Raw genomic sequence first — 25,951 nt, 5'->3', positions numbered from 1 at the left:
GTTCCGCGATCGAAGGTGCCGAACGAATCCGCCGCCACTCTCAGCGTGTCGAACACGCCGGTCGGACGCGCGATGGTCTCGGTTTCATCGTGCCAGACGCCGGTGCCGGGCGGGATCAGCCGCAGCGCCGCCGCGGCGTCGAGCCGGCCCCAGCCGGTATCGGCCTCCGGTCCCGGAGCGCCGAGGTCGTGAGCGCTCATGCGCAGCAGTTGTTGGAAGTCGGTGTCGCCGAGGCCTGGACAATACGCCGCCATCAGCCCGATCGTTCCCGTCACGAACGGCGCCGCGAGCGAGGTGCCCGAGGCGTCGAGATAACCGCGGGTGCTGGCGCCGAGGCCGTTCGAATAGGTGAGGCCGGTGCTCCAGATGTCGAGGCCGGGCGCCAGCAGATCGAGCCCCGGTCCACAGGACGAGAACGCGGCGCGCCGATCCCACGCGTCGCTGGCCCCGACCGCCACGCACAGGCCCTCGGCCGCGTAGGCCGCCGGATACTGCGGCGCGAGCGGCGCGGTGAGCCCGCGATTGCCGATCGCCGCCACCACCACGCAGCCGCGCGTGATGGCGTAGTAGAGCGCGCGGCGCTCGACGATGCTCGCGCCGTCGCCGGCGAACGACAGGTTGAGCGCGCGCACACCGGCGTCAGCGGCCAGCACGATGGCGCGCGCGATGTCGAAGGACGAGGCGGTGCCGGAATGCCCCGGCGCGATCTTGAAGATGGCGAGCCGGCATCCGGCGTTGTCGCCGCCATCGCCTCCGCACACGCCGGCGACGCCGAGCGAGTCGAAGTGCGGACCGTCGTGCGTCCGCGCCGCCATCACCCCGGCGACGGCGGTGCCGTGACCGTTGGAATCGGCCCAGGCGGAGGGCTCGCCCGCCACGCCGACGCCGAGTGCGAGCCGCGGCGAACCATCCGGGAGAGCCCGCGCGAGGTCCGGGTGAGCGGGATCGATGCCGGTGTCGGCGACGCCCAGCAGCACCCCGTTCGCGCCGCACGAGAGCCGCCACGCTTCGCGCGCCCCGATGTCGGCGCCGGAAAGCCCGCCGAAGACTCCCGTCGCGCCCGCGTTCCACAGGCCCCACTGGCGCGTGTCGAGATAGAGCGGATCGTCGGGCGGTGAATCGTCGAGCGGGAAGGCGCAGGCTTCGCGCGCCCGCTCGGGCTCCGCCCATGCCACCTGCGGATCCGCGGCGAGCGAGGCGAGCGCGGCACGCGCCGCCTCGGGATCGGCGGCGGCGAGGCGGAGCACGCGCGCGGGATCGAGGCCGAAGGGGTCGGGTGCGGCGCCGGCTGCGCGGTCCGCCAGCCGGTCGAGCGGCGCCAACGCCAGCGGCGCGACACGTTCGAGGAAGCGCGCGCGCTGGCTCGCCGGCGTCTGGCCCGCGCGCGGCGGCGACAGCATGACCACGACGTGGCGGGCGATCTCGAGGCGCTCGGCGGCATCCGCCCCCGGCATGGCTTCGGCGTGGGCGTCACGGCGGGCCGCGACGGCAGCGATCAGGAGCGCGACCAGCAGCGCACGACTTCGCATGTCGGATCTCCCGGAGGCGGGTGGTCCGGGAGCCGGCTGCCAGAAGCGTGCCTATCGCACGTACGGGAACGCGGTGCGGACGGCGTTCGAGATGCGCAGCTCGTCGATCGCGCCGACGAAGGCGTAGTAGGGATTGCGATCGACGTTGGAGAGGACGTGGATCTCGGTGGTACCGAAGTTGGTGAGCCAGCGCGGATCGAACGAGTTGCCCACCAGCAGCGGCGCCGGGCTGGGACGAATGGCGCCCAGCACGGCGTACTGGGCATCGAGATTGCCATCGACATAGAAGCGCACCACCCGCCCGTCGTAGCTGACCGCGACGTGCGTCCAGCGGCCGATCTCGAGCGCGCGATTCGACACGAACGACAGTGGACTGCCGGCATCACGCGGCTGGAATGCGAACATCAGCTTGCCCAGGTTGTCGCCCCCGATCGAGGCGGGCAGCAGGTCCTGGTGCTGGCCCGGGCTCGGCAGGTTGGCGATCGGCGGGAGCAGGTCCCGTCCGAGCACCGTGAACAGCCAGCTGTGCTCGTTGACGTTCGGGGTCCAGCGTCCGGCGATCGGCGTGTCCTCGTACTGTCCGTATTCGTCCACGCGCACCCAGGCCTCGACGGTGAGCGCGGCGGGCGACTCGAGCGGATCGGCATAGCCACAGGCCACGAACGAATCGATGCTGCGCGTGAACAGCCGCGCGCGCTCGATGCGGCCGAAGTCGGTCCGCGTGTCGGGTCCGGCGAGGCCGAGCAGGTGAAGCGGCCCGGCGTCGGTGACCTCGCTGCCGCCGGTCTCGTCCATGTGCCACAGCAGCAGGGTGAGCGAATCGGCGGGCGGCGGGGCGGTGCGCGCGCGGGGAGCGTGCCGCACGCTTCGCTGCGACCCGGCGCAGCCCGAGCACAGCGCGAGCAGCAGCAGCGTGGCGGCCGGGCCGAGGAGAGCCCCGCGAAAGGGCCGCGCCGTCATCGGGCCGGACCCGGTCGCTGGAGCGCGCGCTCGGCTTCGGCGGCGGCCGCGACGTTGCCGGCGCTCTGCAGCACTTCTCGCATGCGGCGCAGCGTAGCAACATCGCGCGCCTGAGACACCACCGGCGCCCAGGTTGCCGCGGCATCCACGTCGCGGCCGGCGAGGTCGTACGCCCAGCCAAGGCCGAGCCGCGCGTCGGCGTTGTCGGGATGGAGCTGAACCGCGCGCTCGAGCGCAGCGATCGAGAGCGCGGCGTCGTTCAGCTGGTAGCCGACCGCGCCGAGCTCGAGCAGCACCTCGAGATTGTTGGGGTCGCCGGCCAGGGCTGCCTGCAGCGACGCGCGCGCGTCCTCGTAGCGGCCGAGCGCTCGCTCGATCGCGCCCCGGCTGGCGAGCAGCGAGGAATTGCCGGCGTCCACCAGGGTGCGTGCGCGCAGCGTGTGCCAGGCGCGCAGCGTGTCGTTCGAGAACCAGGCCGGCGTGCGCCCGAACTCGGGGCCGATCTCGTAGAGCACCGCCGGGTGCAGTGTCGTCACCTTGCGCACCGTGAGCCCGGGCACGGTCGCGGCAGTGTCGAGCAGGAACCAGAACGCGGGACGCGTTTCGGCCTCGGGCCACGAGAAGAACATCCAGCGCGCTCCCAGCTGCCTCGCTCCGGCCGCCAGATCCCCGAGCGAATCAGCAAACGGGAACGGCGCGGCCTCGACGCCCGCGTGGAACGCGAGATGGGGCTTGCGGGCGATCAACCGGTCGCCGGGGCGCTTGAGCGCGCGCAGCGTCTCGGCCGCTTCGAGCACCTCGTTGGGGAGCTGAGTCATCGCGTAGGTCTGGCTCCTGACGTTGGCGCGAAGCGCCAGGGTCAGCGGCACCAGGATCAGCGGGGCCTTGAGCCACGCGCGCCCGAGCGGGAACGCCAGCCGCGGCGAACCGAAGGCGAGGCCGCCCAGGGCCGCATACATCGGCATGAGAGCGAGCGAATAGCGCTCCGAGTAGAACGCCGGCACCAGCGTGAGGAACAGCAGCGCGCCGCCGAACATCACCGGCCACAGCGCACGCGCGCGGCGGTCGAGCGCGTACAGCGCGAGTCCGGCCGCTGCGGCGATCGCCGTCGCCAGCCCGAGCAGTTTCGTCGCATCGTCGCGCAGGTGCTCGAAGACGTTGAGCAGCAGGCGCGTCGCCACCGCGCGCGGATCGCGAGCGATCACGTCGCCGAGGTTGTGAAAGTTGGCCTGCATGTACTTCTGGTAGTCGTCCCAGGGAATGCCCTTCGAGCGGGCGAACACCTCGTAGGCGATGTTGTGATGGAGCTGGAACGAGAACCCCGAGCCGTGCGCGAGCGAATACACCACCCAGGGCACCACCGGCGCCAGGAATCCGAGCGTGAAGAGCAGCGCCTGCCGGCGCCGCGAAACTCCGGCGTCGGCGCGCGCCGGAGTCGCGCCGGCGAGCATCGCCAGCAGTCCGGCCGGCAGCAGGTAGATGGCGTTGTAGCGGGTGAGGAACGCGATCGCGCCGGCGAGCCCGGCGCCGAAGCGGGCGCGGCCATCGCCGGGGGTGAGCAGTAGGAAGAACGCGAGCGCCTGCCAGGCGATCGCCGGCGCGTCGGTGGTGGCCGAGAAGCCATAGCGGAAGACGAACGTGTTGGCCGCGAACAGCAGGGCGGCGGCGAAAGCCACGCGCGCGTCCACGAGCCGGCGGAGGATGGCGAACCACAGCAGCAGAGTGGCCACGGTGGCGAGCAGAGACAGGATCTCGGCGGCCACGAACAGATTGGGAATCAGGAAGCCGGCGAGCGCCAGCAACACCTCGTATCCCGGCCCCACCACGCCGTAACGCGACGGGATCAGGTGCCCGTGCTGGATCAGGCGCGCGCCGGCGGCATAGGCGCCGTAGAAATCGGTCTCGGCCATGTAGTCGCCGATCCGGTGCGGGCCGGCGATCATGAAGCCGAGGGCGAGTCCGAGCACCGCGGCCAGAGCCCAGGCCGCGCGCGTGAGCAGACGATCGGTGGTGATCGAGGGCAAGGCGGCGCCGTCGCGGGATCGGGCCGGTCGCGAAGCGGGGGGAGCCTTGCGCGCCCGGCGTGATGGGGCAGGCATGACCCGCAAGTCTAGTCTACGGCGAGCCCGAAAGACTGCAGCGGCGGAGTCGAGGACTCCGCCGCTGCGCGGGATGGGTCAGCTGGTCGTGGGGATGCCCGGCCGATCAGTGCCCGCGGCGCCGGGCCCTGGAGACCCCGAGCGCAAGAAGACCGAGAGAAGCGAGAGCCATGGTGCCCGGCTCCGGGATCGGACGGCTCGGACCTTCGCCGAACGGCATCACCGGCGGATCCACATTCGGAGCCCCGGGCTGGGTCAGCGGGCCGTGGCTCTCGATCCATGAAGGAACCCGGCTGGCACGAGCCGCCGCGCCGTTTCCCTGGGAATTCGAGAGGAGATGTCCGCTCTGGACGTAGGCGAGAGCCGGCGACGCGAGGATCGCCAGGACCGCGAGAGTGAGAAGCCACTTCTTCATGGGGGTAATCCTTTTCTGACTCCAGTGAGACTCGGCAGGGCAGCTCTTGGCCTCTCCCCTCCGCAAGCCTCGTGCCGCGAGCACGTCTCTCGCGGCAATTGCAACACCCCCAAGCGGGTGGGCGTTCCTTGACGTGCTCCCATGAGGCCGACCAGGCCGCCGCCAGGGAGAAAACTGTAAGCTGGCCCGACAGCAGGCGGATTTGCGGCGGAATTGAGAGCCATTTCGAGCCCCGGGTGTCTGCCGGACCGACACTCTTGTGGCCGGCGAGCGCGCGAGCCGCGCTCGCAGAAAATCTACGCGGCGCGGCGTGAGGAGCGCGGCCGGGCGCGACCGCTGAAGAGTGGGGAAACTCGCGCGAAACGCGGGGCAACCGGCGCAGGAGGAACGAGGGGTGGAGCGAGAAGATCGGGTCGGCCTGTGTCTGGATTGCCGCCACTCGCGGCGCGTGCCGACTCCGCGCGCAACCTATTTCCTGTGCGAGCGCTCCGCCACCGATCCCCGCTTCGACAGGTATCCACGCCTGCCGGTGCGTGAATGCCCGGGCTACGAGCCGATCAGGCCGGAGGGCGCCTCGTCAGGGTAGGACCGCGATCCGCCGGGTGCGCGTGTAGCCGCCGGCGGTGAAGCGAACGAAGTAGAGCCCGGCGGCGAGGCGCCGGCCATCGTCGCTTCGCGCCGCCCACTGCAGCTCGTGGCGGCCGGCTTCCTCGGGCCCCTCCAGCAGGTTCGCCAGCCGGCGACCGCTCGCGTCGAACACCGCCAGCGAGACGCTCGTGGCGCGCGGCAGATCGAACGCGAAACGCGTCTCGCTGCCGAGTGGATTGGGTCGTGGCGGCAGGAACGCGATCGCGGCCGGCAGCCCGCCGCCCTCGACCCCGGTGCTGCCGTTCGAGACACGCGCCGAGAGCGTCACGGTCAGATCGGGCTGGGGCAGGGCGCCAGGCAGGGCTTCGTCGCCGCTGTTCAGAATCACGGTCGCGGTGTAGGTCGAATCGAGCGTCGCGCCGTTGTCGTCGAACAGGAACTCGAACGTGTGGCCAACGCCGTCGATCAGCCACGGCGAGAAGTCGCCCACCACCGAGAAGCGCCCGTCGCCGCCCGTGATCGAGCCGCCGTTGATCGAGAGCCGCGCCTGGAGCGAGTTGTAGCCGACGTTCTGGACGCGCACTTCGGCCGGCGCGAAGCCGCCCGCCGGATGAGCTCCGAAATCGGCGCTGCCGCCGAGCACCACCGAGGCCGAATCGAGCGAGGCCACGGCGTGGCTCAACACCGTGCCCGAGAGCTGCGCGGGTTTGACCAGCGAGTCCGGCGCGTTGGTCGAGAGCGAGAGCGTCCCGCTCTTCACCCCGACCGAGGCGGTATTCATGCCGAGCGGCTGGACGTTCGAGCCGCCGGGCGCCGCCGAGAAGTTTCCGGCCGGGGCGGTGAAACCCGCCGGCGGCGCGAACGAGAAGCGGAGCGAGTCGGCCGGGGTCACCGCGTTGTTGGTGACGGTGTAGTTCTGCTGCGCGGTGGCGCCGATCAGGACCGGGCCAAAATTCACCGTCGAGTTCGCGTGGATCTTCGACGCCAGCTGGACGGTGCAGATCACCGGCAGATGATCGGAGGCGGTCCAGAGCGCGTTCGCGATGGTCAGCCCCACGGCGTTGTTGAAGCCCCCGCCGTTCACGTCCCAGTTGAAGTGCTGGCCATCGTTCCCGTAGGCCGAGTAGGCGCCGGGCACGACGTCCACGCCCTGCCCGTCGGTCATCGACGCCGACGACAGGAACAGGTCGAAGCGATCGTCGAGTCCACCGCCCGAGATGCCGGCCGGGCAGCCGGTCGCGCAAGGACACTGCGAGAAGAACGGCGCGTAGCTGGCGTTGGTGTGCCAGTTGCCCGGCATGTTGAGCGGGTCGAAGCCGCGTCCGTCGTTGTCGCTCTGCGACTCGGTGAGCCGGACGTAGGCGCCCTCGTAGGCGCCGTAGATGTTGGTGTCGCCACCGAGCAGGAAGTTCGTGTTCGCCGGAATGTTGTTGAGCTGACTGCGCAGACTCGTCGCCTCCAGCCGGCGGGTGGTGGAGTCGCACGCCCCCGAACATCCGTCGGCCTTGAAGTGCACGGAGTAGACGCGGAAGGTCCCGGAAAGCGCCGTGTAGCCGACCGGCGTGACGCGCCCGAACAGCACGTTGCGCGGCCCACCGGTGACCAGCTGGCTCACGAAGCTGACGCTGACCTTCGCCGGCTTCCAGAAGATCGAGCCGCCCTCCGGCACCGGACTGGTCTGGAGCGAGGCGTAGCCGCTGTTGGTCCACTGCCCGGGCTCGACCACGTTGAGCACGTTGTTCTGGAACGAATCGACGCCCGCCTGGCTCAGCAGCTCCTGCGCGATCAGCACATCGGCGTTGATGTTGGCCATCACCGTGCGGAAGCTCGGCTGCCGCCCGGCCAGGTTGTAGTCGGGATACTGGAGCATGTTCCAGGTCACGACGCGCAACGCGTGAGCGGGGGCGATTCCGAGGACCAGCTGAGAGGCCAGCGCGACGAGGGCGACGGCCAGAGCCGGGATGCGAGTGCGGGAGGACACGCCCGCTACCGTACCACGGCGAGTCGCATGGTCGCGGTCGGAACGCCGCGCCCGCTCATGCGGATGAAATAGAGGCCCGCGCCGGCGCTGCCGCCGCTCGTGAGACGCCCGTTCCACTGCGTCGAATAGCTGCCGGCGGCGAATTCACCCTCGGCGAGCCTCGCCACCCGGCGGCCCGAGAGGTCGAAGACGTCGAGCTGGAGTGATGCGGGCCGCGCGAGATCGAAGCGGATCGTGCTCGCGCCCGAGAGCGGGTTCGGGAACGGCGGATAGAGCCTCGTGACCGTGGGCAGCCGGTCGCCGGGAACGGCGGTCGAGCCGCTGGTGGTCTCGGCGTGGAGCGCGAGGCTCACGCCGGGAAGCGCGGTCGCGCCCGGCAGCGGCTCGTCGGCGCAGCTGAACGTCAGCGTCGCGTCGAAGGTCGTGCCGGTCGGCGCACCGGTGTCGTCGAAGTGCACGTTCCAGCCTCCCGCCACGCCGGCGACCAGCGCCGGCGAAAATCCGCCCGCGATCGAGAAGCGCGCCGCATCGGGGCCGGTGATGGTGGCGCCCGAGACCGAGAGCCGCGCGTGCAGGGCGTCGTAGCCCAGGTTGTGAACGCGCGCGAGCTGGTCGGTGAAGCCGCCGGCGTCGTGGACGCCGAAGTCGAGCGAGTCGGCGGGCGTCGCGGTCAGCGAATCGAGAGACGCTGCGGCGTGGCTCAAGACCGTGCCCGAGACCGGGATCAGGAGCGTCCCGGAATCCACCGCGCCCGAGCTGAGCGTGACATTGCCGCTCACCGCGACCGGCGCCGCGGTGTCGAGCCCGATCGGGTCGAGCGAAGTGTTGCCGGGCGCGACCGAATCCACGCCGGCGGGCGTCGTGACGCCGGCGGGCGCCGTGTAGCTGTAGCGAAGCTGATCGGCGGGCGGCGTGGCGGGATTCGAGACCGAGAGCGTCTGGCTCGGCGGTGTCGCGCCGACGATGAACGTGCCGAAGGCGATCGGCGAGCTCGAGGCGTTGAGCTTGGCCGGCACCTGGAGGTCGACGCGCGAGGGCAAGTGGTCGCTCGCGTTCCAGAGCGCGTCGGCGTAGGGCTGGCCCTCGGGAATCACCGGCTGGTCGTTGATGTTGAGATTGAAGTGGAGGCCGTCCTGCCCGACCACGGTGTAAGTGCTGGACAACAGCGCCAGGCCCTGTCCGGTGCTGAAATTGTGGGTGGGCAGGATCTGGTCGAAGCGGTCGTCGAGCCCGCCCCCCGAGAACCCCGAGCCCGCCGGACAGGTGACGCACGGACACTGGGTGTGGATGTTCACGAACGCGGCGTTGTTGTGCCAGTTCTGCACCGCCAGCGTGGGATTCAAGGGATCGTAGACGCGCCCGATGTTGTTGACCTGGACCTCCTGGACCTTCGAGTAAGCCGGCTCGCTGGACGAGTTGTAGAAGTTCCAGTCGCCGAGCACGATCGCGTGGGTGCCGGGCGGCATGGCGTTCATGCTGTCGCGAATGCCGGTCGCTTCGGTGAGCCGCTCGCTCTCGAAGCCGGTCGAGGCCTTCAGGTGCTGCGAGTAGATGCGGAACTCGGCCTGATCCGACGAATAGCCGACCGGCTTGAGCCTCCACACCGTGACCAGCCGCAGATTGGTGGGCGGATCGGGGTAGAACGCCCACGCGCCCAGCACCTGCACCTTGGACGGCTTGTAGAACAGCGCGTTGTCGGTGTCGTTGCCATTGAAGAACTGCGCCGATGCCCACTGTCCGGGCTCGTTCACGTTGAGCACATTGTTCCGGAACGAATCCACGCCGGCCGCCGCCCGCATCTCCTGCACCACCACGATGTCGGCGTTGAGCGGGGCGAAGATGGTGCGGAAGTAGGGTTGGCGGGCGGGAAAGTTGAAGGTGCCGACCGCACCGTAGTTCGTGATGTTGTAGTCCACGATTCGCAGAGCGAACGCGGCGGGTGCGAGCGCCACCAGCAGCAGCGCGGCGAGGCCAATGGAAATGCGGGTGCGACGGAGACCACGGACGGGGGCCATGAAAACTCCTGAGCAAAGCTGCTTGAACGGCCGAGCCGCAGGATCGCCGCGGGTGCCGTGGAACACACGACCTGAAGAGGGGAGTACCCGGGGAAAAGTGTAGCCGCAGCGGCCGCGGCCGCGCCAGCCCGGAGCGTGACCGGTCCGATCGGGGCGATCGGCGGGCAGGTTGGCCGCGCCGGTCTTGCGCCATGCAACGCGGGTAGCAAAATGCGATTCACCCGCCAAATCCGCGGTTAGGACTCAACTGCGCCGCGAAGCTCGCCGATCACTCCCGGGTGAGCGACCTTCACGTGCACGACTCCGACGCCGCGCCCAACGACTCGGTGCGCGTCTCCGAAGTGCTCTCGGCGCTGTCCTTCGCCCTCGACCTCACCGAAGGCCAGCCGATGGGCCACGCCCTGCGCACCTGTCTGATTTCCCAGACGATTGCGCAGCAGTTCGGCCTCTCGATCCGGCAGCGCACCGATCTGTTCTACGCGGCGCTCCTGAAGGACGTGGGCTGTTCGAGCAACGCCGCCCGCGTCTTCGAGCTGTTCGGCGGCGACGATCGCGAAGCGAAAAGCGCTCGCATGCGCGTGGACTGGGCCAACTACGCGAAGGCGGTGCGCTTCGGCCTGGCCCACGCCTCGCCCGGGGGCTCCTGGCTCGAGCGCGCCAAGCGCATCGCCAGCCTGGCGCGGCGCGGCCCGTCGGTGGCCGGCGAGCTGGTGGCGATCCGCTGCGCCCAGGGCGCCACCATCGTGCGCAGCCTGGGCTTCAGCGCCGGCGTGATCGCCGCGGTGGAGTCCCTCGAAGAGCACTGGGACGGCCACGGCCAGCCGCGCGGACTCTCGGGCGAGCAGGTCCCGCTGCTCGGCCGCATTCTGTGCCTGGCGCAATCACTCGAGGTGTTCGCGATGGTCGAGGGCCCGCGCGCTGCGCTGGCGATGGCCGACGCGCGCAGCGGCCGCTGGTTCGATCCGACGCTGGTCAAGCTCACCCACGAAATGGGGCCGTCGCTCGAATCGTGGTGCGGCTTGAGCGAGCGCGACCTGGGCGACGCGGTGCGCGCGAGCGAGCCCGGCGACGCCTCGTTGCTCGCCGGCCCCGAGGCGCTCGACCGCATCGCGCTGGCCTTCGCCGGCGTGGTCGACGCCAAGTCGCCCTACACCGCGGCGCACTCCTATCGCGTCACCGAGATCGCGCTCGCGATCGGCCGCAAGCTCGGGTTCGACGAGCCATCGTTGCGCCAGTTCAAGCGCGCGGCGCTGCTCCACGACATCGGGAAGCTCTCGTTGCCGAACAGCATCCTCGACAAGCCGGGGCCGCTCTCACCTGCCGAATGGGAAGCGGTGAAGCTCCATCCGTATTACACGCTGCGCGTGCTGCTCCACGTGCGCGGCTTCAAGCCGATCGCCCAGATCGCGGCCTCGCACCACGAGCGGCTGGACGGCCGGGGATACTTCCGCGGATTGAAGGGCGATCAGTTCCCGCTGGTGGCGCAGGTGCTCGCGACCGCCGATCAGTTCGACGCGCTCTCGACCGCGCGCCCCTATCGCCCGGCGCTGCCCGAGGAGACCGCGCTCAAGATCCTCGAGAAGGATCGCGACGTCTCGGTGAGCGGCGAGTGCATCGACGCGCTGACCCACGTGATCCCGGGGCTCGCCGAGCCGGCCGAGGAAGAGCGCTCGCTCCCGCTGCCGAGCGCGCTCGAGAGCGGCATCGAGCTCGACGAGGAGCATCGCCGGGCGGCGTAGGCGGGACGGCGCCGTCCCGCCCATTTCCCGCTACTTCCCGCCGCTGAACACCCGCAGCAGTTTCGCCACCGGGTCGTAGAAGCGATCCACCACGCGCTCCTTCAGCGGGATGATCGCGTTGTCCGTGATGTGAATGCTCTCCGGACAGACCTCGGTGCAGCACTTGGTGATGTTGCAGTAGCCGATACCGCCTTCGTCCTTGAGGAACTTCAGCCGATCGGCGCCGTCCATCGGGTGCATCTCGAGTCCGGCGACGCGCACGAAGAACCGCGGTCCGGCGAATTCGCTCTTCAGCTCGTGCGTGCGCAGCACATGGCAGACGTTCTGGCACAGGAAGCACTCGATGCACTTGCGGAATTCCTGCACGCGATCGATGTCGCTCTGCTGCCACTTCCACTCGGTGTCGGGCTTCGGCGTGAACGGCGCGATTCGCTTGTTGACCTCGTAGTTCCACGACACGTCGGTGACCAGGTCCTTCACGATCGGGAAGGTCTTCATCGGCCGCACGCGAATGGTTTCGCCGGCCGGGAAGTGGTCGAGCCGCGACTTGCACATCAGCGCCGGCTTGCCGTTGACCTCGGCGCTGCACGAGCCGCACTTGGCGGCCTTGCAGTTCCAGCGCACCGCGAGATCGGGCGCCCGGTGCGCCTGGATCCAGTGCACCGCGTCCAGCACCACCATGCCGGTCTCGACCGGGACCTGGTATTCGACCTCTTCGCCGCCCGCGGCGTCGCCGCGGTAGACCTTGAGGGTCACCTCGCGCGCGCCGTTCGCTCCGCCGCTCATCGCACCGGCTCCTTCGCCTTGGGCGCTTCCTTGGGCGCGTCGAACAGCGCCTTCAGCTCGGCGGGCATTTGCGGCAGCGGCGTCGGCTCAACGCTCATCGCGCCGTTCACGAGCTTCGCGCAGTGGTTGACCGAGCCGAACGCCGGATCGGGATTGGGGAAGTCGAGCCGCGAATGGGCCCCGCGGCTCTCGCGGCGCAGCAGGGCGCTGCGCGTGATGGCCTCGGACACCACCAGCATGCTGTGCAGGTCGCGGGTCATGTGCCAGCCCGGATGATACGCGCGGTTCCCCTGGACGCCGGTCTTCGCGGCGCGCGCCTTGAGCTGCTCGAGTGATTCGAGCGCGCGCTCGAGATCCTTCGGCTCGCGGAAGATGCCGACGTACTTGTCCATGGTCTCCTGCAGCGCGCGATGGACGTCGTAAGGATTCTCGCCGGAGGGGCGCGAGAACGGCGCGAGCAGATCGGCGATCTCGGCCTCGACCTCGGCGTCGTCGACGCGCGGCGCCGCTGAAATCGACTTGGCGTACCGGGCGGCGCCTTCGCCGGCGCGCCTGCCGAACACCAGCAGATCCGAGAGCGAGTTGCCGCCCAGGCGATTCGCGCCGTGCATGCCGGCGGCGGCTTCGCCCGCCGCGAACAGGCCCGGCACGGTGGCGGCGGCGGTGTCGGGCTCCACGCGGATGCCGCCCATCATGTAGTGAGTGGTCGGCCCCACTTCCATCGGCTGCCTGGTGATGTCGACGTCGGCGAGCTCCAGGAACTGGTGGTACATGGAGGGGAGCTTCCGCTTCACGCGCTCGGCCGGGAGGTAGCTGATATCCAGGAACGCCCCGCCGTGCGGCGAGCCGCGGCCCTCCTTCACCTCGGTGTAGATCGAGCGCGAGACGTTGTCGCGGGTCGACAGCTCGGGGGGGCGCCGCGCCTGGGTCTGGCGCTGCGCCACCGAGGCCTCGAGCCATTCGCGCGCTTCTTCCTCGGTCTCGGCGTATTCCTGACGGCGCGCCTCGGGCAGGTACTTCCACATGAAGCGCTCGCCCTTGCTGTTCCGTAGAACCCCGCCTTCGCCACGAACTCCCTCGGTCACCAGCAGGCCCATCACGCCGGGCGGCCACACCATGCCGGTGGGATGGAATTGCACGAACTCCATGTCGATCAGCTCGGCGCCGGCGCGATAGGCCAGCGCCTGGCCGTCGCCGGTGTATTCCCACGAGTTCGAGGTGATCTTGTAGGCCTTGCCGATGCCGCCGGTGGCGAGCACCACCGCCTTGGCGCGGAACAGCACGAACTCGCCGTTCTTCCGCCAGTAGCCGAGCGCGCCGGCGATGCGGCCGCCGTCGAGGAACAGCTTGGTGATCGTGCATTCCATGTAGACCTCGAGGCCCTGATGCACGCCGCGATCCTGAAGCGTGCGGATCATCTCGAGGCCGGTGCGATCGCCGACGTGGGCGAGGCGCTTCCATTTGTGGCCGCCGAAGGCGCGTTGCAGGATGCGGCCGTCGCTGGTGCGGTCGAACAGCGCGCCCCACTGCTCCAGTTCGCGCACGCGATCGGGCGCTTCCTGCGCGTGGAGCTGCGCCATGCGCCAGTGATTGAGGAAGGAGCCGCCCTTCATGGTGTCCTGGAAGTGCGTCTTCCAGTCGTCCTGCGGATCCACGTTCGCGAGCGCCGCCGCCACGCCGCCCTCGGCCATCACCGTGTGGGCCTTGCCGAGCAGCGACTTGCAGATCAGCCCGACGCTCGCCCCCATCGCCGAGGCCTCGATGGCCGCGCGCAACCCCGCGCCGCCGGCGCCGATCACCAGCACGTCGTGCTCGTGCACTTCGAGTTTCTGCATCAGAAGAACCTCGGGTCGTGGAACACGCCCATCGAGCACATGCGCACGTAGAAGTCGGCGAAGCACACCGCGAACAGACTCCACCACGCCCACGCCATGTGATGTTCGTTCAGGATCGAGACCACGCCCCAGGTCTTGAGCCGCGGGCCGCCGGCCACCGCGCACGAGAAGCAGTCGACCTGCCCGCCCACCAGGTGGCGGATCGAATGGCACGAGAAGGTGTAGAGCGTGAGCAGCCCGGTCGAGGCCAGGATCGCGAGCGAGCCGCCACCCATGCCGATGCCCCACGAGCCGTCGGCGTTGGTGAAGGCGAAGGCGTCGAACACGTCCTTCCACAGGAAGATCAGGAACACCAGCGCCGCGTACAGGAAGTAGCGGTGCATGTTCTGCAGGATGAACGGGAAGCGCGTCTCGCCCCGATAGCCGCCGGGCTTCAGCTCGCCGACCGCGCACGCCATCGGGTCGGCGAAGAACGAGCGATAGTAGGCCTTGCGGTAGTAGTAGCAGGTGGTGCGGAAGCCGAGCGGGAAGATCAGGATCAGCAGGGCCGGCGAGAGCCAGAAAGGCAGCCACGCCGGGTGGACGTAGGGCGAGTAGAACGGCGAGAGGTAGTGCCGGCCCATCGCCTCGAAGTGGTAGTGCGCGGGGCCGAGGATCGCCGCATAGTTGGCGTAGCCGATCAGCACGACCAAGCCGGCCGCCTGGCTCAGCGGCTTCAGCCACCAGGCGTCGGAGCGCTCGCTCTCGCCGAAGCGCTGCGCGAAGCCGGCGCCGCGGTGTGAAGTGGGCGCGGAGGCGCTGGAGACCGCGCCCGTCCCGCTCGACCAGCGCCGCGTGGAATCAGCTCCCAAGCGATACCTCCGGGCACGACGGAATGAGCGTGAGACCCTGAGCGGGACCGAAAATAGCACCCGGGCGACGCGGCCCACCAGCACCGGGCCGGCCAGAGATTGGCCGGCGGCCCGGTTCACGAATATCGAACGCGCTGCGGGAGCCGCTACTCGGCGACTTCGCGGACGAGCCCGCGCGCCGCCTCTTTACTGAGGCCGCCGCGCGGCAGGTCGAGAATCTCGACCGAGCGCCGCCGTCCTGCTTCGATCAGCGTGATGCGCTGGCCGGCGCGCGCCTCGCGACTCGGCTTGACGCTCGCGCCGTCGAGCAGCGCGCGACCCTCCTCGATCGCCGCCGCCGCCTGCGAGCGGCTCTTGTAGAGCCGCAGCTCGTGGAGCAGCACGTCGAAGCGCATGCCGCTCAGCGTCCGGCCGGCGCCGCCGCCAGCATGCGGCGGGCGCTCTCGAGCGACGGCCGCACGAACAGCGCGCGCTCGAGATGGATGCGCGCTTCGCCGTAGCGTCCGTCCATCAGGTCGAGAGTTCCGAGCGCCTGCTCGGCGAAGGCGTTGCGCGGCGAATCCCGAGCCTGGCGCTCGAACTCCGCGCGCGCCGCGACGCGAACCGCGGCGTCGCTTTCGCAACGGGCGATGAGCGCTTCGCGGCCGGCTGGATCGGCGGGCACCGTACGGAAGCCGAACGAATCGGCGAGCGCGGCGGTCGCGCCGGCGCGGCGCACCAACAGGTAGGCGGCGTCGTCCATGAACACGCAAGCGAAGCTCGAATCGCGGTCGAGGGTGGTGAGCAAGTGGTCTCCCGGACCGTTGCGCAGCCGATCGAGCAGCAGCCAGTCGAACCGGCAACGCTGATCGAGCGCGGCCCACGCCGAGGGATCGGCGTCGACCCGGACGATCGCGTCGCGATCTTCACGGCGCGCATTCTCCGGCTGGGTGGTCATGAACGGCAGGCGGGCGCGGTCCGGCCAGAAGCGCCACGCGACATAGCCGCCGAGGTGGAAGTCGTTGAACACCGGGCCGCGGATGCCGTGCGCCTCGACGAAGTCGCAGGCCGCGACCGGCAGCGCGTCCTGATCGAGCGAGATTCCGAGCGGCAGATCGGGATTGCTCCACTCGGGAATCCCGATCGCGAGGCAGCCGACCGCCGCGGCCAGCGGCGGCAGCGCGCGTGGGGGCGCGGGCAGCAATCCGCGTGGAATCGCCTGAACCGCGGCGGCCAGGTCGCGCGCCAGGAACGGCGCCGCGAAGATCGCGAAGATGCCGAGGAAGCGCTGCGAGTGAACGCTGGCGGCGAGCAGCAGCGCCCCGCCCGCGATCTCGACCACGTCGAAGCCCGACCTGCCTGCGGCATGTGCCCGCCGCCAGCGCCACAGCGCCAGCGCCGCCCACGATCCCACCAGCGCCACCAGCCCGTCGCGCTGGTGCACCGACATGTCGAGCGGCTGGAGCTCGGCGATGAAGCGGAAGATCGGCTCGCGGCTCCACACGAAGAGAAACTCGAACGGCTGGGCGAGCGCCGCCACGCCCCACGGGTTGACGAACAGCGCGAGCGCCGCGAGCAGCACCAGCCGCCACGGCCGCCCGCCGCGGCCGTCGAGCAGGTAGAGCCCCCACAGGAAGAACAGCAGATACCAGGAGAGGTGGACGTTCACCCACACCCCGGCGATCGGGATCAACCACGCCCGGTGATCGGGGCCGGGCTCCGCTCCACGGGACCCCCCGCGGCGCGTCTCGAGGATCCACAGCGATGCGGCGAACAGCAGGGCCGCGAGCGCCTCGGGGCGCACGTCGGTGCGAAGCCGCGCCACCACGCCGCACCACGACAGCGCCACCAGCGCCCCCGGGCCGCGGGCGCCCATGCGCCGCGCCGTCACCCACAGCAGCGCGAAGGTGGCGAGCTCGATCGCCCATCGCCACGCGAACAACGCGGCCACGCCGCCGGCGCTCCAGACCGGCCAGAGCAGAGCGCGGAACAACCACGACGACATCACCTGGGGGGCGCCGAAGTTGGTCCAGGTCCACTGGTCGTGCATCGGCAGGCCGCGTCCGGACCAGATTGCCTTGCCGGTGACGAGCAGCGTCCACAGGTCGGTGTCGTAGAGACGGTAGCCGGCCGAGAGCAGCAGGCTCGCGGCGGCAGCGAGCGCGGCCACGACCATCAGCGGGTGCCGCAACGGGAGCGCCGCGCCGGACGAAACCGAGCGCGAGCCCGGGCGGGCGGAGCCTTCGGATCGGTCGCCGCGCGGCCAGCGTCCGCGCGCGCGGGAGTGGCGCTTCATCGGCAGAAGGCGATCGAGAGTCCGTAGGCGGTCGCGGCCAGGAACAGCCACTGAACGGCGCCGGCGGTGAGCGGGGCCCAGCCGGCTTCGCGCAGATCCGAGAACCCGGTCTGCAGTCCGACGCCGGCCATGGCGACGCACAGCAGCCACAGATCGGCGCGACGGAGCTGTTCGAGCGCCGGCGCCGGAATCCATCCCAGCGAATTCACGCACGCGAACACCAGGAACATCACCAGAAACCACGGCACCGGTGCGACGTGCGCCTGGCCCGCCTGTTGATGGCGACGCCGCATCATCGCGCTCAAGCCGAAGACCACCGGCGCGAGCAGTGCGATGCGCGCGAGCTTCACCACCGTCGCGACCCGCACCGCCTCGTCGCTCTTGCCGAACGCCGCGGCCACCACCTGTGCCATCTCGTGGAGCGAAGCGCCGTCCCACACGCCGAACACGAAATCGTTCATGGCGAACCGCCGGCCGATCAGCGGATAGAGCACGATGCCGATGGTGCCGAACAGCGTGATCACGCCGATCGCGATCGCCGAGTCGCGTTTCTCGCCCTGCACCACGCTGTCGGCCGCCACCACCGCCGAGGCGCCGCAGATCGCGCCCCCCACCCCGAGCAGGAGCCCGAGCTTTTCAGGTACGCCGAGGCGCCGCGCCATCCACCAGCCGAAAGCGAGCGCGGCGCAGCACGAGATCGCCACCACGCCGAGCGCGGGGAGCCCGATCTTCCCCAGCTCGGCCAGCGAAAGGCGGAGGCCGAGCCCGGCGACCGCCCAGCGGAGCAGCGGCCGCTGCGCGAGACGCAGGCCGGGGGTCGTGGAGGCGGGGAGCGGAAGGATCGAGCGCACCAGCATACCGAGCAGGATCACGACGAGGAGCGCGCTGACATGCAGGTGCTGCTGGACCCACGGGCGATCGGCGAGCACGAAACCGGCGGTGGCGAGCAGCGCGGCGAGCAGCAGTCCGGGGAGCAGCGCGATCACGCCGGACTTCGGCGCGGTGACGTCGCTCAAACGTGCCTCCGGCCGCGCGGCCGCCGGCGCGACTCCGCGCGGTCGACGGCTTCACTCACGCCGTGTAGCTCAGCTCGCGAAATGCGCGACGCCAGCCGCCATCCACCGGATTGAAGATGTGGCAGTAGGTCATCTCGCCGCCGTAGACGTGAAGCGTCACCGCCGGCATGTCGCCGGCGTTCTCGAGCACGTGGTACTCGAAGGGCGGGATCAATGCGCCCGCTTCGCCGGGGCCGGCGTGGATCTCGTTCTCTTTTCGGAACTGGACGACGCCGGTGTCGGGGTCGCCGCCGTGCACCGAGTAGGAGGTGACCCGAATCCGGCCCTGGTAGACGCACTCGACGCACCACATGCCGGCGTGGTCGTGGAGCGGGGTTCCCTGCCCGCGATCCCAGACCATGACCAGCGCGGTGTAGCGGCCGGCGGGATCGCGATGCAGCAGGCGGCGAGCGTAGACATTGGGGGTGGGCTGGAGGAATGCGGGGTCGAGAAACTGCTCGCCGGCACTCAGCATTTCGCTGAGCACGCGCTTCACGTTGCGACATCGACCTTCGTCGTCGCGGACCGCGACCGCCTCGTCCAGACGGCGCACCAGCTCGTCGACGCGTGCGGATCTCTGGGGTGTGACGGTCATGGGGTAGCCCTCCTGGTGCGAGGAAGAGTAGCAGAGGCCCGGCTCCCGGAAACGCGCTTTTCTCGCGCCCGGCTCGAGCGCGGCGGGCCCGCGCCATTGTCCTGGTTGTGCGGCGAAGACTGTGGATCGTTTCCCGCGGACCGGAATTCGGCAGAAACCGGACCGCATTTCAATGACTTAGCGGCCCGCATCCCCCCATCAACCATCTGCGCCGCACGACAATTGTTTTGACATCGAAGCAATTGCTTCGACATCGAATCGATTGCGCCGGCGGGTCCGAGGCCGCGGATCGGGGCGGCGCCGGCTCGGTCGCTCGAGAGGTTCGCTCATGTGGCAGGCATTGCTTTCCACCACCCCCGATCCGGCGGTGGCGCTGGTTCGCATCGTGCTGGGGCTCGTGATCCTTCCCCACGGACTCCAGAAGCTGTTCGGCTGGTTTGGCGGCGGCGGGCTGCGCGGCACGCTCAGCGGCTTCGCCAGCATGGGTATTCCCTATCCGCTCACGGCGGCGGCGATCACCGCCGAGTCGCTGGGATCGGTGGCGCTGATCTTCGGGGTGTTCGGCCGCCTCGCGGCGCTCGGCATTGCCGTGGTGATGCTGGTCGCGACCCTGCGCGTCCATCGGCCCCACGGCTTCTTCATGAACTGGTACGGGCAGAACCAGGGCGAGGGCTTCGAATACCACCTGCTGGCGATGGCGCTCGCGCTGGTCGTGATCTGGCACGGCAGCGGCGCCTGGTCGGTAGATCTGTGGCTCTCGCGGCTGCTGCACTGAGGCGCGTGCTAGGGTGGGCCGGACGGGCGATCGTCCGGGCCCAGCCCTGGCCACGAGGAGACACCGCATGCCCACCCGCTATTCGGGAAACCCGGCCGAGGTTCGCGCCCTCAACGCGCACATCAAGCTGATGCGCGCGGCCGGCACGCTCAAGACGCTGCTCGAGCGCTGGGTGAACGCGGCCGGGCTCACCGAAAGCCAGTTCGGAGTGCTCGAAACGCTCCTGTTCCTGGGTCCGCTGTCGCCGACGGCGTTGAGCGAGAAGCGCCTGAGCAGCGGTGCCAACATCACGACCGTGCTCGACAATCTGGAGAAGCGCGAGCTGGTGCGCCGCGAGCCGAGCGAGAACGATCGGCGCTGCAGCCGCGTGCAACTGTCACCCGAGGGCCGGCGCCTGATCAGCCGCATCTTCCCGGCGCACGCCGGCGAGATCCGCGAGCTGTACTCGGTGCTCACGCCCGGGGAGCAGGAAACGCTCGGCGCGCTCGCCCGGAAGCTCGGACTCGGCAACGCCGGTCGGACCGCGGGCGAGAGGGTCAAGCTCAAGCGCGAACCCGCCCCGGTGCGAACGCGCCGTGCGACTCAGGCGGCGGGCAGGAAGTAGAAGGCCATCGCCAGGATGCCGTAGACCGCCAGCATCAGTGCGCCCTCGAGCCAGTTCGATTCGCCATCCTGCGAGACAAGACTGGCGACCGCCGCGCTGATTCCGACCGCCAGCACCTCGAAGGGCGTGAAGCGCAGATTCATCGCGCCGTGCGGCAGCGCGTAGGAGACGAACACCAGCAGTGGGGCAACGAACAGCGCGATCTGAATGCTCGAGCCGATCGCGATGTTCAAGGCGAGATCCATCTGGTTGCGGATCGCCAGGGTGACCGCGGTCGAGTGCTCGGCGGCGTTGCCGATCACCGCCACCACGATCACCCCGACGAACACCGGCGTGAGGCCGAGCGACTCCGATGCCCCCTCCACCGCGCCCACCAGCAGTTCACTCATCCACGCCACCAGCGCCGTGGCCACCAGCAGTCGCAGCACCGGGCGCCACAGCGGTCCGCGTTCGACCTCGGTCGCCGCGTGTCCCGGGCCGGCGAACAGGTGCCGGTGGGTGCGCAGGCTGAAGGCCAGGCTCAGCACGTAGACCGCGAACAGCACGATCGCGATCTCGAGCGAGAGGCCGCGCTCGAGCGCCGCCTCGCTGGCCGCATCGAGCCGCGCGTTCCGGATCGCGGCCTCGGCCACGAAATGGAAGACCGCCGGCACCAGCAGGCCGATCGCCGCCAGCGCCAGCAGCGTGGAATTGGCCGAGGCGGCGGCGCGATCGAAGCTCTGCTTTTCGCGGCCGATGCCGCCGAGACAGCAGGCGAGACCGGTGACCAGCAGCACGTTGCCGATGATGCTCCCGGTGAGGCTGGCCTTGACGACGTCGTACAGCCCGCGCTGCATCGCCGCCAGCGCGATGATCAGCTCGGCGGCGTTGCCGAAGGTGGCATTGAGCAATGCGCCGATGCCGGCGCCGAGGCGCGCGGCGAGGCGCTCGGTCGCGTCGCCCATCTGGCCGGCGAGTGGAATCACCGCCAGCGCCGCGAAGCCGAACACGGCGATGCTGCCCCAGTGCAGCGCGGCCGCCAGCGGCGCCAGCACCACGAACAGCAGCAGCAGTTGAAGCGCATTCTCGGGCGCGAACCAGGCGCCCCGGCGCGCGGCGGCGGCCGGCATGCGATCAGCGCCGCGGGTAGCGGATCCCGAGCGCGAACATGAAGAACTGTGGGTTGTGGCCCTCGGACCACACCTCGCCGTTCGCGCTCGGCACCACCAGCACGTCGAAGCTCGCAACCACCGAGAAGGCGGTCTGGTAATCCCACGATCCGCCGCCGCCGATCAGGAACGAGAGATTCAGCTGACGCGCGGCGGTGCGCACCAACGATTGTCCGCTGCGAAAGACTTCGAAGTTCTGCTTGAACGAGGACACGCCCACACCGAACTCGTCGTAAACGCCGAACTTTCGCGCGAGCTTCGCGCGGTACTGAAGCAGCGCATGCGTGGGAATCACTTGCAGCTCGGCGTTGGCGGTGAGCGGAGCAGAGAGCGATCCCACCTCGCGCGCGATATCGGTGACGTCCTGCTTCTCGGCGAACTCGCCGCTGCGCACGCCGAACACCAGATGATCGGTGAAGCCGTAGGTCGCACCCACCATGAACCCGAACTGGGGCGCGTAAAGGTCGGTCACCGAGTGGATGCCGGCGATGCCGGTGTTGCCGCCGAGCTGGCTGCCGACGCCCTGCAGCTCGACCTGGAAGCCGATCGGGGCCGCCCCGCTCGGGCGAGGCGCGACGGCCAGAGACAACGCCGCGAGGAGGAGCGTGGCGGTCGCGAAGCGAGGCACGGTGCGGTCCTCCGAAGACGTGGGCGGCGGGCAACGAGGCTGGCCAGTCTTGCCGGACGCCTTGCGCCTGTCAACGCGGATTCGCGGCCAGCAGGCGCTCAAGCTCCGACCCGATGGTGCCGATCACTCCACGGAGGGCCGGCATCCGCACGTCCGGCCTCCACCGCCGCCGGAGAAACTTCATGCGACTCGGAACCCTCGTGCGTGCCGCCGTGCTGGCCACTCTGCTGCCGGTGCCGATCGCCGGCTGTTCGCAGAAGGCGGAACTGCCCGACGCCTACTACGCTCAGGATCTGGTGCCCCTCTATCCCCACGCCAGGCTGATGGACCAGATGGGCAGCAATTCCTTGGGCGATGGGCCGGGCGCGTCGTGGGACGGCATGGCGTGGTGGTTTCGCAGCAAGGATCGCCCCGAGCGGATCGTGGCGTACTACGACGAGCATCTTCACGGCTGGCAGAAGGACGTCGCCGGAGACGGCGAAGTCGTCTATCGCACGGTGCCGCCCGGCGGCGAGGATGGCGAAGAGGTCTACGTTCGCATCAAGGCGAACGGCGAGATCCAGATCGGCGAGTCGGTGAAGTCGGGGAAGAAGGCGAGCCGGCAGAGCTGATCGGGGCGCCGCCCGGCGCCCGGCCGATTCCTGCCAGCGCTCCGCGCCCGCTAACACGACGGGCGGGAGCCGGTCGCTCCCGCCCGTGGCCGGAATGCTCGTGAGGCGGGCGCCTTACGAACACCCCAGCGAGTTTCCGCAATTGAGGCACTTGTAGCAGGTGCCGTTGCGAATCGTGATGTGGCCGCACACGTCGCAAATCGGCGCGTCGCCCGAGAACTTCGAGGCTTGCTGATTGATGCCGCCTTCGCCGGCCACCGCCGCCACCCGATTGCCGCCCGGCGCGCCGCGATCGATCGCCGCGGGCGCGAACGGATCGCCGACCGGCGCCGACTCGGCGGCATGGCCGTTGGTCTCCTGGCGATGCTCCTTGCCGACCGGCCGATCGGTGGCGCGCGGGCGCGGCTGGCCGGTGAGGCTCTCGTCGATGATGTGGGCGAGATCGGTGCGGTTCAGGTACTCGAGCCCGAGCACGCGGAACACGTAGTCGACGACGCTGGTGGCGGCGCGGATGTTGTCGTGCCCGTCGACGCGCCCGTGTGGCTCGAAGCGCGTGAAGCAGAACTGATCCACCAGATCCTCGAGCGGCACGCCGTACTGGAGCCCCATCGACACGGCGATGGCGAAGCAGTTCATCATGCTGCGGAACGCCGCGCCCTCCTTGTGCATGTCGATGAAGATCTCGCCGAGCGTGCCGTCTTCGTACTCGCCGGCGCGCAGGAACACCTTGTGACCGCCGATGCGCGCCTCCTGCGTGAAGCCGTGGCGGCGCTTGGGCAGCCGGCGGCGGCGCAGCTTGGGCGGCGTCACCGAGTCGGCCGCGCTCTCGACGCGCTTGGCGGTCGCGAGCGGCTGGCTGTGCTTCGAGCCGTCGCGATACAGCGCCACCGCCTTGAGCCCCAGCTTCCAAGAATCGAAGTAGATCTTCTCGACGTCCTCGACCGTCGAGTCGCCGGGCAGGTTCACGGTCTTGCTGATCGCGCCCGAGATGAACGGCTGCACCGCCGCCATCATGCGGATGTGGCCCATCGGCTGGATGAAGCGCTTGCCCTTCGGTCCGCAGCGATTCGCGCAGTCGAACACCGCGTAGTGCTCAGCCTTGAGTCCCGGCGCCCCCTCGATGGTGAGACTGCCGCAGATGTGCGCGTTGGCCGCCTCGATCTGCTCGTCGGTGTAGCCGAGGAACGGGAGCGCCGAGAACGTCGGCTTCTCGCGCTCGGCCTGGCTCACGCCGAGGCGCGTCAGCGTCTCGTCGCTCATCATGCCGCGCGAAAACGCGAAGCGGATGTCGAGCATGCCGGGCAGCGCGTTCTCGAGGCGATCGACTTCCTCGTCGAGCAGCCCCTTGTGCATGAGCGTGCTGCGATTGACGTGCGGCGCCTCGTCGAACGAGCCCGAGCCGACCGCGTAGCGCACGATGCGATCGACGGCCTGATCGGTGTAGCCGAGCCGGCGCAGCGCCAGTGGTACCGACTGATTGACGATCTTGAAGTAGCCGCCGCCCGCCAGCTTCTTGAACTTGACGAGTGCAAAGTCAGGCTCGACGCCGGTGGTGTCGCAGTCCATCAGCAGGCCGATGGTGCCGGTCGGCGCCAGCACGGTGGCCTGCGCGTTGCGGTAGCCGTGCATGATGCCGAGCGCCATCGCGCGATCCCAGGCCTCGATCGCCGCCGCGCGCAGCTCGCGCGGAGCGAACGCGCTGTCGATCGAGCGCGCCGCCTCGCGGTGCTGCCGCATCACGTCGAGCATGCTGTCGCGGTTCTTCGAGTATCCCGCAAAGGTTCCCTTGCTGGCCGCCATCTCGGCCGAGAGCGCGTAGGCCTCGCCGGTCATCATCGCGGTGACGCAGCCGGCGTAGGCGCGTGCCGCGTCGCTGTCGTAGGGCAGCCCCTGCACCATCAGCAGCGTGCCGAGATTGGCGTAGCCGAGCCCGAGCGGCCGGTATTCGTACGACCGCTGCGCAATCTTCTCGGTCGGGTACGACGCGAAGCTGACCAAGATCTCCTGCGCCAGGAAGAAGACGCGATTGGCGTGCTTGTAGCCGTCCACGTCGAAGCTGCCGTCGTCGCCCAGGAACTTCATGAGATTGACGCTGGCCAGATTGCAGGCGGTGTCGTCCAAGAACACATATTCGGAGCACGGATTCGTCGCGTTGATGCGATCGGTGCCCTTGCAGGTGTGCCAGCGCTGGATCGTGTCGTCGAACTGGACGCCCGGATCGGCGCACTGCCACGCGGCCTCGGCGATCTTCCGCCACAGCTCGCGCGCCTTGTGCGTCTCGTGCACCTGGCCGGTGGTGCGGAAGGTGGTCTGCCAGGCGCCGTCCGTCACCACCGCGTTCATGAACGCGTCGTTGGCGCGCACCGAGTTGTTCGAGTTCTGGCCCGAGACGGTCTGATAGGCGTCGCCGTTGAAGTCCGAGGAATAGCCGGCGGCGATCAGCGCGCCGACCTTGCGCTCCTCGCGCACCTTCCACTGGACGAAGTCGACGATCTCGGGGTGGTCCGCGTCGAGCACCACCATCTTGGCCGCCCGCCGCGTGGTGCCGCCCGACTTGGTGGCACCGGCACCGCGATCGAGCACTTCGAGGAAGCTCATCAGCCCCGACGAGGTGCCGCCGCCCGAGAGCTTCTCCATGCGGCCGCGCAGTCGCGAGAAATTACTCCCCGTGCCACTGCCGAACTTGAAGACGCGCGCTTCATTCTTGGCCAGCTCGAAGATCGACATAAGATCGTCGTCCACCGACTGGATGAAGCACGCCGACACCTGCGGGCGCGAATAGGAGTCCTTGGTGACCTGCACGGCGGCGGCGTCGGGATCCCAGCTGAAATTTCCGCCCGAGCCCTCGATCCCGTATTCGTGCCACAGGCCGCAGTTGAACCACACTGGCGAATTGAACGCGCCGATCTGGTGCACCAGCAGATAGGCGAGCTCGGCTTCGAACGCCTCGGCGTCTTCGGCGCTGGCAAAGTAGCCGCCTTGCTGCTCGCCCGTGACGCGGATGGTGTGCGCGATGCGATGCACAACCTGGCGCACGCTGGTCTCGTGGCCCGGTGCGCCCTTCAGGCCGGCCTTGCGGAAGTACTTGCTCACCACGATGTCGGTGGCGAGTTGCGACCATGACTTCGGCACCTCGACGTCGTCCATCTGGAAGACCACCGAGCCGTCGGTGTTCGAAATGACGGTGCGGCGTTTCTCCCACAGAATCTCGTCCAGCGGATTCACGCCGCGCTTCGTGTAGCGGCGGGGAACGTGAAGTCCGGCGGTGGTGGGAGCGTTCGACGAATCGGTGGCGGGCACGTCGTGAATCAAACTCTGCGTCATGGGACCTCCCTGTCCCTCGCGGATGCGGCGACTTCCCCGTGCGGAGTTCGCGGCGATCGGCGCTTCGTGAACCGATCAGAGACGCGTGAGCCGCTCGCGCGGCCAGGCGCATCCTGCTGTGTCTCGATTCCGAACCGA

20 protein-coding genes are annotated in these 25,951 nt (G+C 69.5%); 4 read left to right on the top strand and 16 right to left on the bottom strand.

Going from position 1 to position 25,951, the window contains the following annotated elements; genetic code table 11:
• The 6 genes from VMJ70_05950 to VMJ70_05925 form a co-directional block, all read right to left on the bottom strand.
• On the bottom strand, positions 1-1,529 hold a 1,529-nt coding region (locus tag VMJ70_05950; protein HTO90657.1), incomplete at its 3' end, for a S8 family serine peptidase.
• Between the two features lie 51 nt (positions 1,530-1,580).
• Complete coding sequence (locus VMJ70_05945) at positions 1,581-2,489, bottom strand: LamG domain-containing protein (protein ID HTO90656.1); 909 nt, start codon at positions 2,487-2,489, stop codon at positions 1,581-1,583.
• The gene (locus VMJ70_05940; protein HTO90655.1) at positions 2,486-4,513 is read right to left on the bottom strand and encodes a glycosyltransferase family 39 protein; all 2,028 of its coding nucleotides are present in this window, start codon (positions 4,511-4,513) and stop codon (positions 2,486-2,488) included. The genes VMJ70_05945 and VMJ70_05940 overlap by 4 nt, the downstream gene beginning before the upstream one ends.
• A 181-nt stretch (positions 4,514-4,694) precedes the next feature.
• Positions 4,695-5,003: a PEP-CTERM sorting domain-containing protein gene (locus VMJ70_05935; GenBank protein HTO90654.1), complete on the bottom strand. Its 309-nt coding sequence runs from the start codon at positions 5,001-5,003 to the stop codon at positions 4,695-4,697.
• A gap of 577 nt (positions 5,004-5,580) precedes the next feature.
• A complete protein-coding gene (locus VMJ70_05930; protein ID HTO90653.1) occupies positions 5,581-7,572 on the bottom strand; it encodes a FlgD immunoglobulin-like domain containing protein in 1,992 nt (663 codons plus the stop codon).
• A 5-nt stretch (positions 7,573-7,577) separates the two neighbouring features.
• Positions 7,578-9,587 carry a FlgD immunoglobulin-like domain containing protein gene (locus VMJ70_05925; GenBank protein ID HTO90652.1) on the bottom strand — a complete coding sequence of 670 codons (2,010 nt, stop codon included), beginning with the start codon at positions 9,585-9,587 and terminating at the stop codon, positions 7,578-7,580.
• Positions 9,588-9,865: 278 nt separating this feature from the next.
• Here VMJ70_05925 and VMJ70_05920 point away from each other — a divergent pair, with 278 nt between their 5' ends.
• Complete coding sequence (locus VMJ70_05920; GenBank protein HTO90651.1) at positions 9,866-11,326, top strand: HD domain-containing phosphohydrolase; 1,461 nt, start codon at positions 9,866-9,868, stop codon at positions 11,324-11,326.
• A gap of 30 nt (positions 11,327-11,356) precedes the next feature.
• Here the strand turns inward: VMJ70_05920 and VMJ70_05915 are convergent, their stop codons facing one another.
• From VMJ70_05915 to VMJ70_05885, 7 genes are all read right to left on the bottom strand, one after another.
• Complete coding sequence (locus tag VMJ70_05915) at positions 11,357-12,112, bottom strand: succinate dehydrogenase/fumarate reductase iron-sulfur subunit (GenBank protein HTO90650.1); 756 nt, start codon at positions 12,110-12,112, stop codon at positions 11,357-11,359.
• Positions 12,109-13,947, bottom strand: coding sequence for a fumarate reductase/succinate dehydrogenase flavoprotein subunit (locus tag VMJ70_05910; protein HTO90649.1), 1,839 nt, complete (start codon positions 13,945-13,947; stop codon positions 12,109-12,111). Before VMJ70_05910 ends, VMJ70_05915 begins: the two co-directional genes overlap by 4 nt.
• A complete protein-coding gene (locus VMJ70_05905) occupies positions 13,947-14,798 on the bottom strand; it encodes a hypothetical protein (GenBank protein ID HTO90648.1) in 852 nt (283 codons plus the stop codon). Before VMJ70_05905 ends, VMJ70_05910 begins: the two co-directional genes overlap by 1 nt.
• Positions 14,799-14,944: 146 nt before the next feature.
• On the bottom strand, positions 14,945-15,193 hold the full coding sequence (locus VMJ70_05900; GenBank protein ID HTO90647.1) for a S4 domain-containing protein: 249 nt from the start codon (positions 15,191-15,193) through the stop codon (positions 14,945-14,947).
• Between the two features lie 5 nt (positions 15,194-15,198).
• A complete protein-coding gene (locus VMJ70_05895) occupies positions 15,199-17,073 on the bottom strand; it encodes a hypothetical protein (protein ID HTO90646.1) in 1,875 nt (624 codons plus the stop codon).
• Positions 17,070-18,089, bottom strand: a complete 1,020-nt coding sequence (locus tag VMJ70_05890) for a putative sulfate exporter family transporter (protein HTO90645.1) — start codon at positions 18,087-18,089, stop codon at positions 17,070-17,072. Before VMJ70_05890 ends, VMJ70_05895 begins: the two co-directional genes overlap by 4 nt.
• Positions 18,090-18,144: 55 nt before the next feature.
• Complete coding sequence (locus tag VMJ70_05885; GenBank protein ID HTO90644.1) at positions 18,145-18,723, bottom strand: cysteine dioxygenase family protein; 579 nt, start codon at positions 18,721-18,723, stop codon at positions 18,145-18,147.
• 328 nt (positions 18,724-19,051) lie between these two features.
• On the opposite strand from VMJ70_05885, the gene VMJ70_05880 reads away from it, so the two are divergent.
• Together VMJ70_05880 and VMJ70_05875 are read left to right on the top strand one after the other, a co-directional pair.
• Complete coding sequence (locus VMJ70_05880; GenBank protein ID HTO90643.1) at positions 19,052-19,498, top strand: DoxX family protein; 447 nt, start codon at positions 19,052-19,054, stop codon at positions 19,496-19,498.
• A gap of 67 nt (positions 19,499-19,565) precedes the next feature.
• Entirely contained in the window at positions 19,566-20,102 is a 537-nt protein-coding gene (locus VMJ70_05875) for a MarR family transcriptional regulator (protein ID HTO90642.1), read from the top strand.
• Here VMJ70_05875 and cax read toward each other — a convergent pair.
• Positions 20,081-21,211, bottom strand: a complete 1,131-nt coding sequence (gene cax, locus VMJ70_05870) for a calcium/proton exchanger (protein ID HTO90641.1) — start codon at positions 21,209-21,211, stop codon at positions 20,081-20,083. The genes VMJ70_05875 and cax overlap by 22 nt on opposite strands.
• Positions 21,212-21,215: 4 nt before the next feature.
• On the bottom strand, positions 21,216-21,878 hold the full coding sequence (locus VMJ70_05865) for a LamB/YcsF family protein (protein HTO90640.1): 663 nt from the start codon (positions 21,876-21,878) through the stop codon (positions 21,216-21,218).
• A gap of 182 nt (positions 21,879-22,060) precedes the next feature.
• Between VMJ70_05865 and VMJ70_05860 the strand changes: the two genes are divergently transcribed.
• On the top strand, positions 22,061-22,489 hold the full coding sequence (locus VMJ70_05860; protein ID HTO90639.1) for a hypothetical protein: 429 nt from the start codon (positions 22,061-22,063) through the stop codon (positions 22,487-22,489).
• A 114-nt stretch (positions 22,490-22,603) separates the two neighbouring features.
• On the opposite strand, the gene VMJ70_05855 is transcribed toward VMJ70_05860, so the two are convergent.
• Positions 22,604-25,813 carry a vitamin B12-dependent ribonucleotide reductase gene (locus VMJ70_05855; protein HTO90638.1) on the bottom strand — a complete coding sequence of 1,070 codons (3,210 nt, stop codon included), beginning with the start codon at positions 25,811-25,813 and terminating at the stop codon, positions 22,604-22,606.
• Positions 25,814-25,951: the final 138 nt, after the last annotated feature.

This window comes from Candidatus Sulfotelmatobacter sp., assembly GCA_035498555.1.
In the GTDB taxonomy this organism is placed as follows: Bacteria; Eisenbacteria; RBG-16-71-46; order RBG-16-71-46; family RBG-16-71-46; genus DATKAB01.
The sequence above is the reverse complement of the archived record's forward strand: the minus strand, read 5'-3'. Positions and strand labels throughout refer to the sequence as shown.

Bases quoted from the DNA above. Each gene is read 5' to 3' on its own strand.
- VMJ70_05910 (HTO90649.1), bottom strand. From the start codon at position 13,947: ATGCAGAAACTCGAAGTGCACGAGCACGACGTGCTGGTGATCGGCGCC.
- VMJ70_05900 (HTO90647.1), bottom strand. From the start codon at position 15,193: ATGCGCTTCGACGTGCTGCTCCACGAGCTGCGGCTCTACAAGAGCCGC.
- VMJ70_05915 (HTO90650.1), bottom strand. From the start codon at position 12,112: ATGAGCGGCGGAGCGAACGGCGCGCGCGAGGTGACCCTCAAGGTCTAC.
- VMJ70_05860 (HTO90639.1), top strand. From the start codon at position 22,061: ATGCGACTCGGAACCCTCGTGCGTGCCGCCGTGCTGGCCACTCTGCTG.
- VMJ70_05880 (HTO90643.1), top strand. From the start codon at position 19,052: ATGTGGCAGGCATTGCTTTCCACCACCCCCGATCCGGCGGTGGCGCTG.
- VMJ70_05875 (HTO90642.1), top strand. From the start codon at position 19,566: ATGCCCACCCGCTATTCGGGAAACCCGGCCGAGGTTCGCGCCCTCAAC.
- VMJ70_05925 (HTO90652.1), bottom strand. From the start codon at position 9,587: ATGGCCCCCGTCCGTGGTCTCCGTCGCACCCGCATTTCCATTGGCCTC.
- VMJ70_05945 (HTO90656.1), bottom strand. From the start codon at position 2,489: ATGACGGCGCGGCCCTTTCGCGGGGCTCTCCTCGGCCCGGCCGCCACG.
- VMJ70_05855 (HTO90638.1), bottom strand. From the start codon at position 25,813: ATGACGCAGAGTTTGATTCACGACGTGCCCGCCACCGATTCGTCGAAC.
- VMJ70_05895 (HTO90646.1), bottom strand. From the start codon at position 17,073: ATGAAGCGCCACTCCCGCGCGCGCGGACGCTGGCCGCGCGGCGACCGA.
- VMJ70_05885 (HTO90644.1), bottom strand. From the start codon at position 18,723: ATGACCGTCACACCCCAGAGATCCGCACGCGTCGACGAGCTGGTGCGC.
- VMJ70_05935 (HTO90654.1), bottom strand. From the start codon at position 5,003: ATGAAGAAGTGGCTTCTCACTCTCGCGGTCCTGGCGATCCTCGCGTCG.
- cax (HTO90641.1), bottom strand. From the start codon at position 21,211: ATGCCGGCCGCCGCCGCGCGCCGGGGCGCCTGGTTCGCGCCCGAGAAT.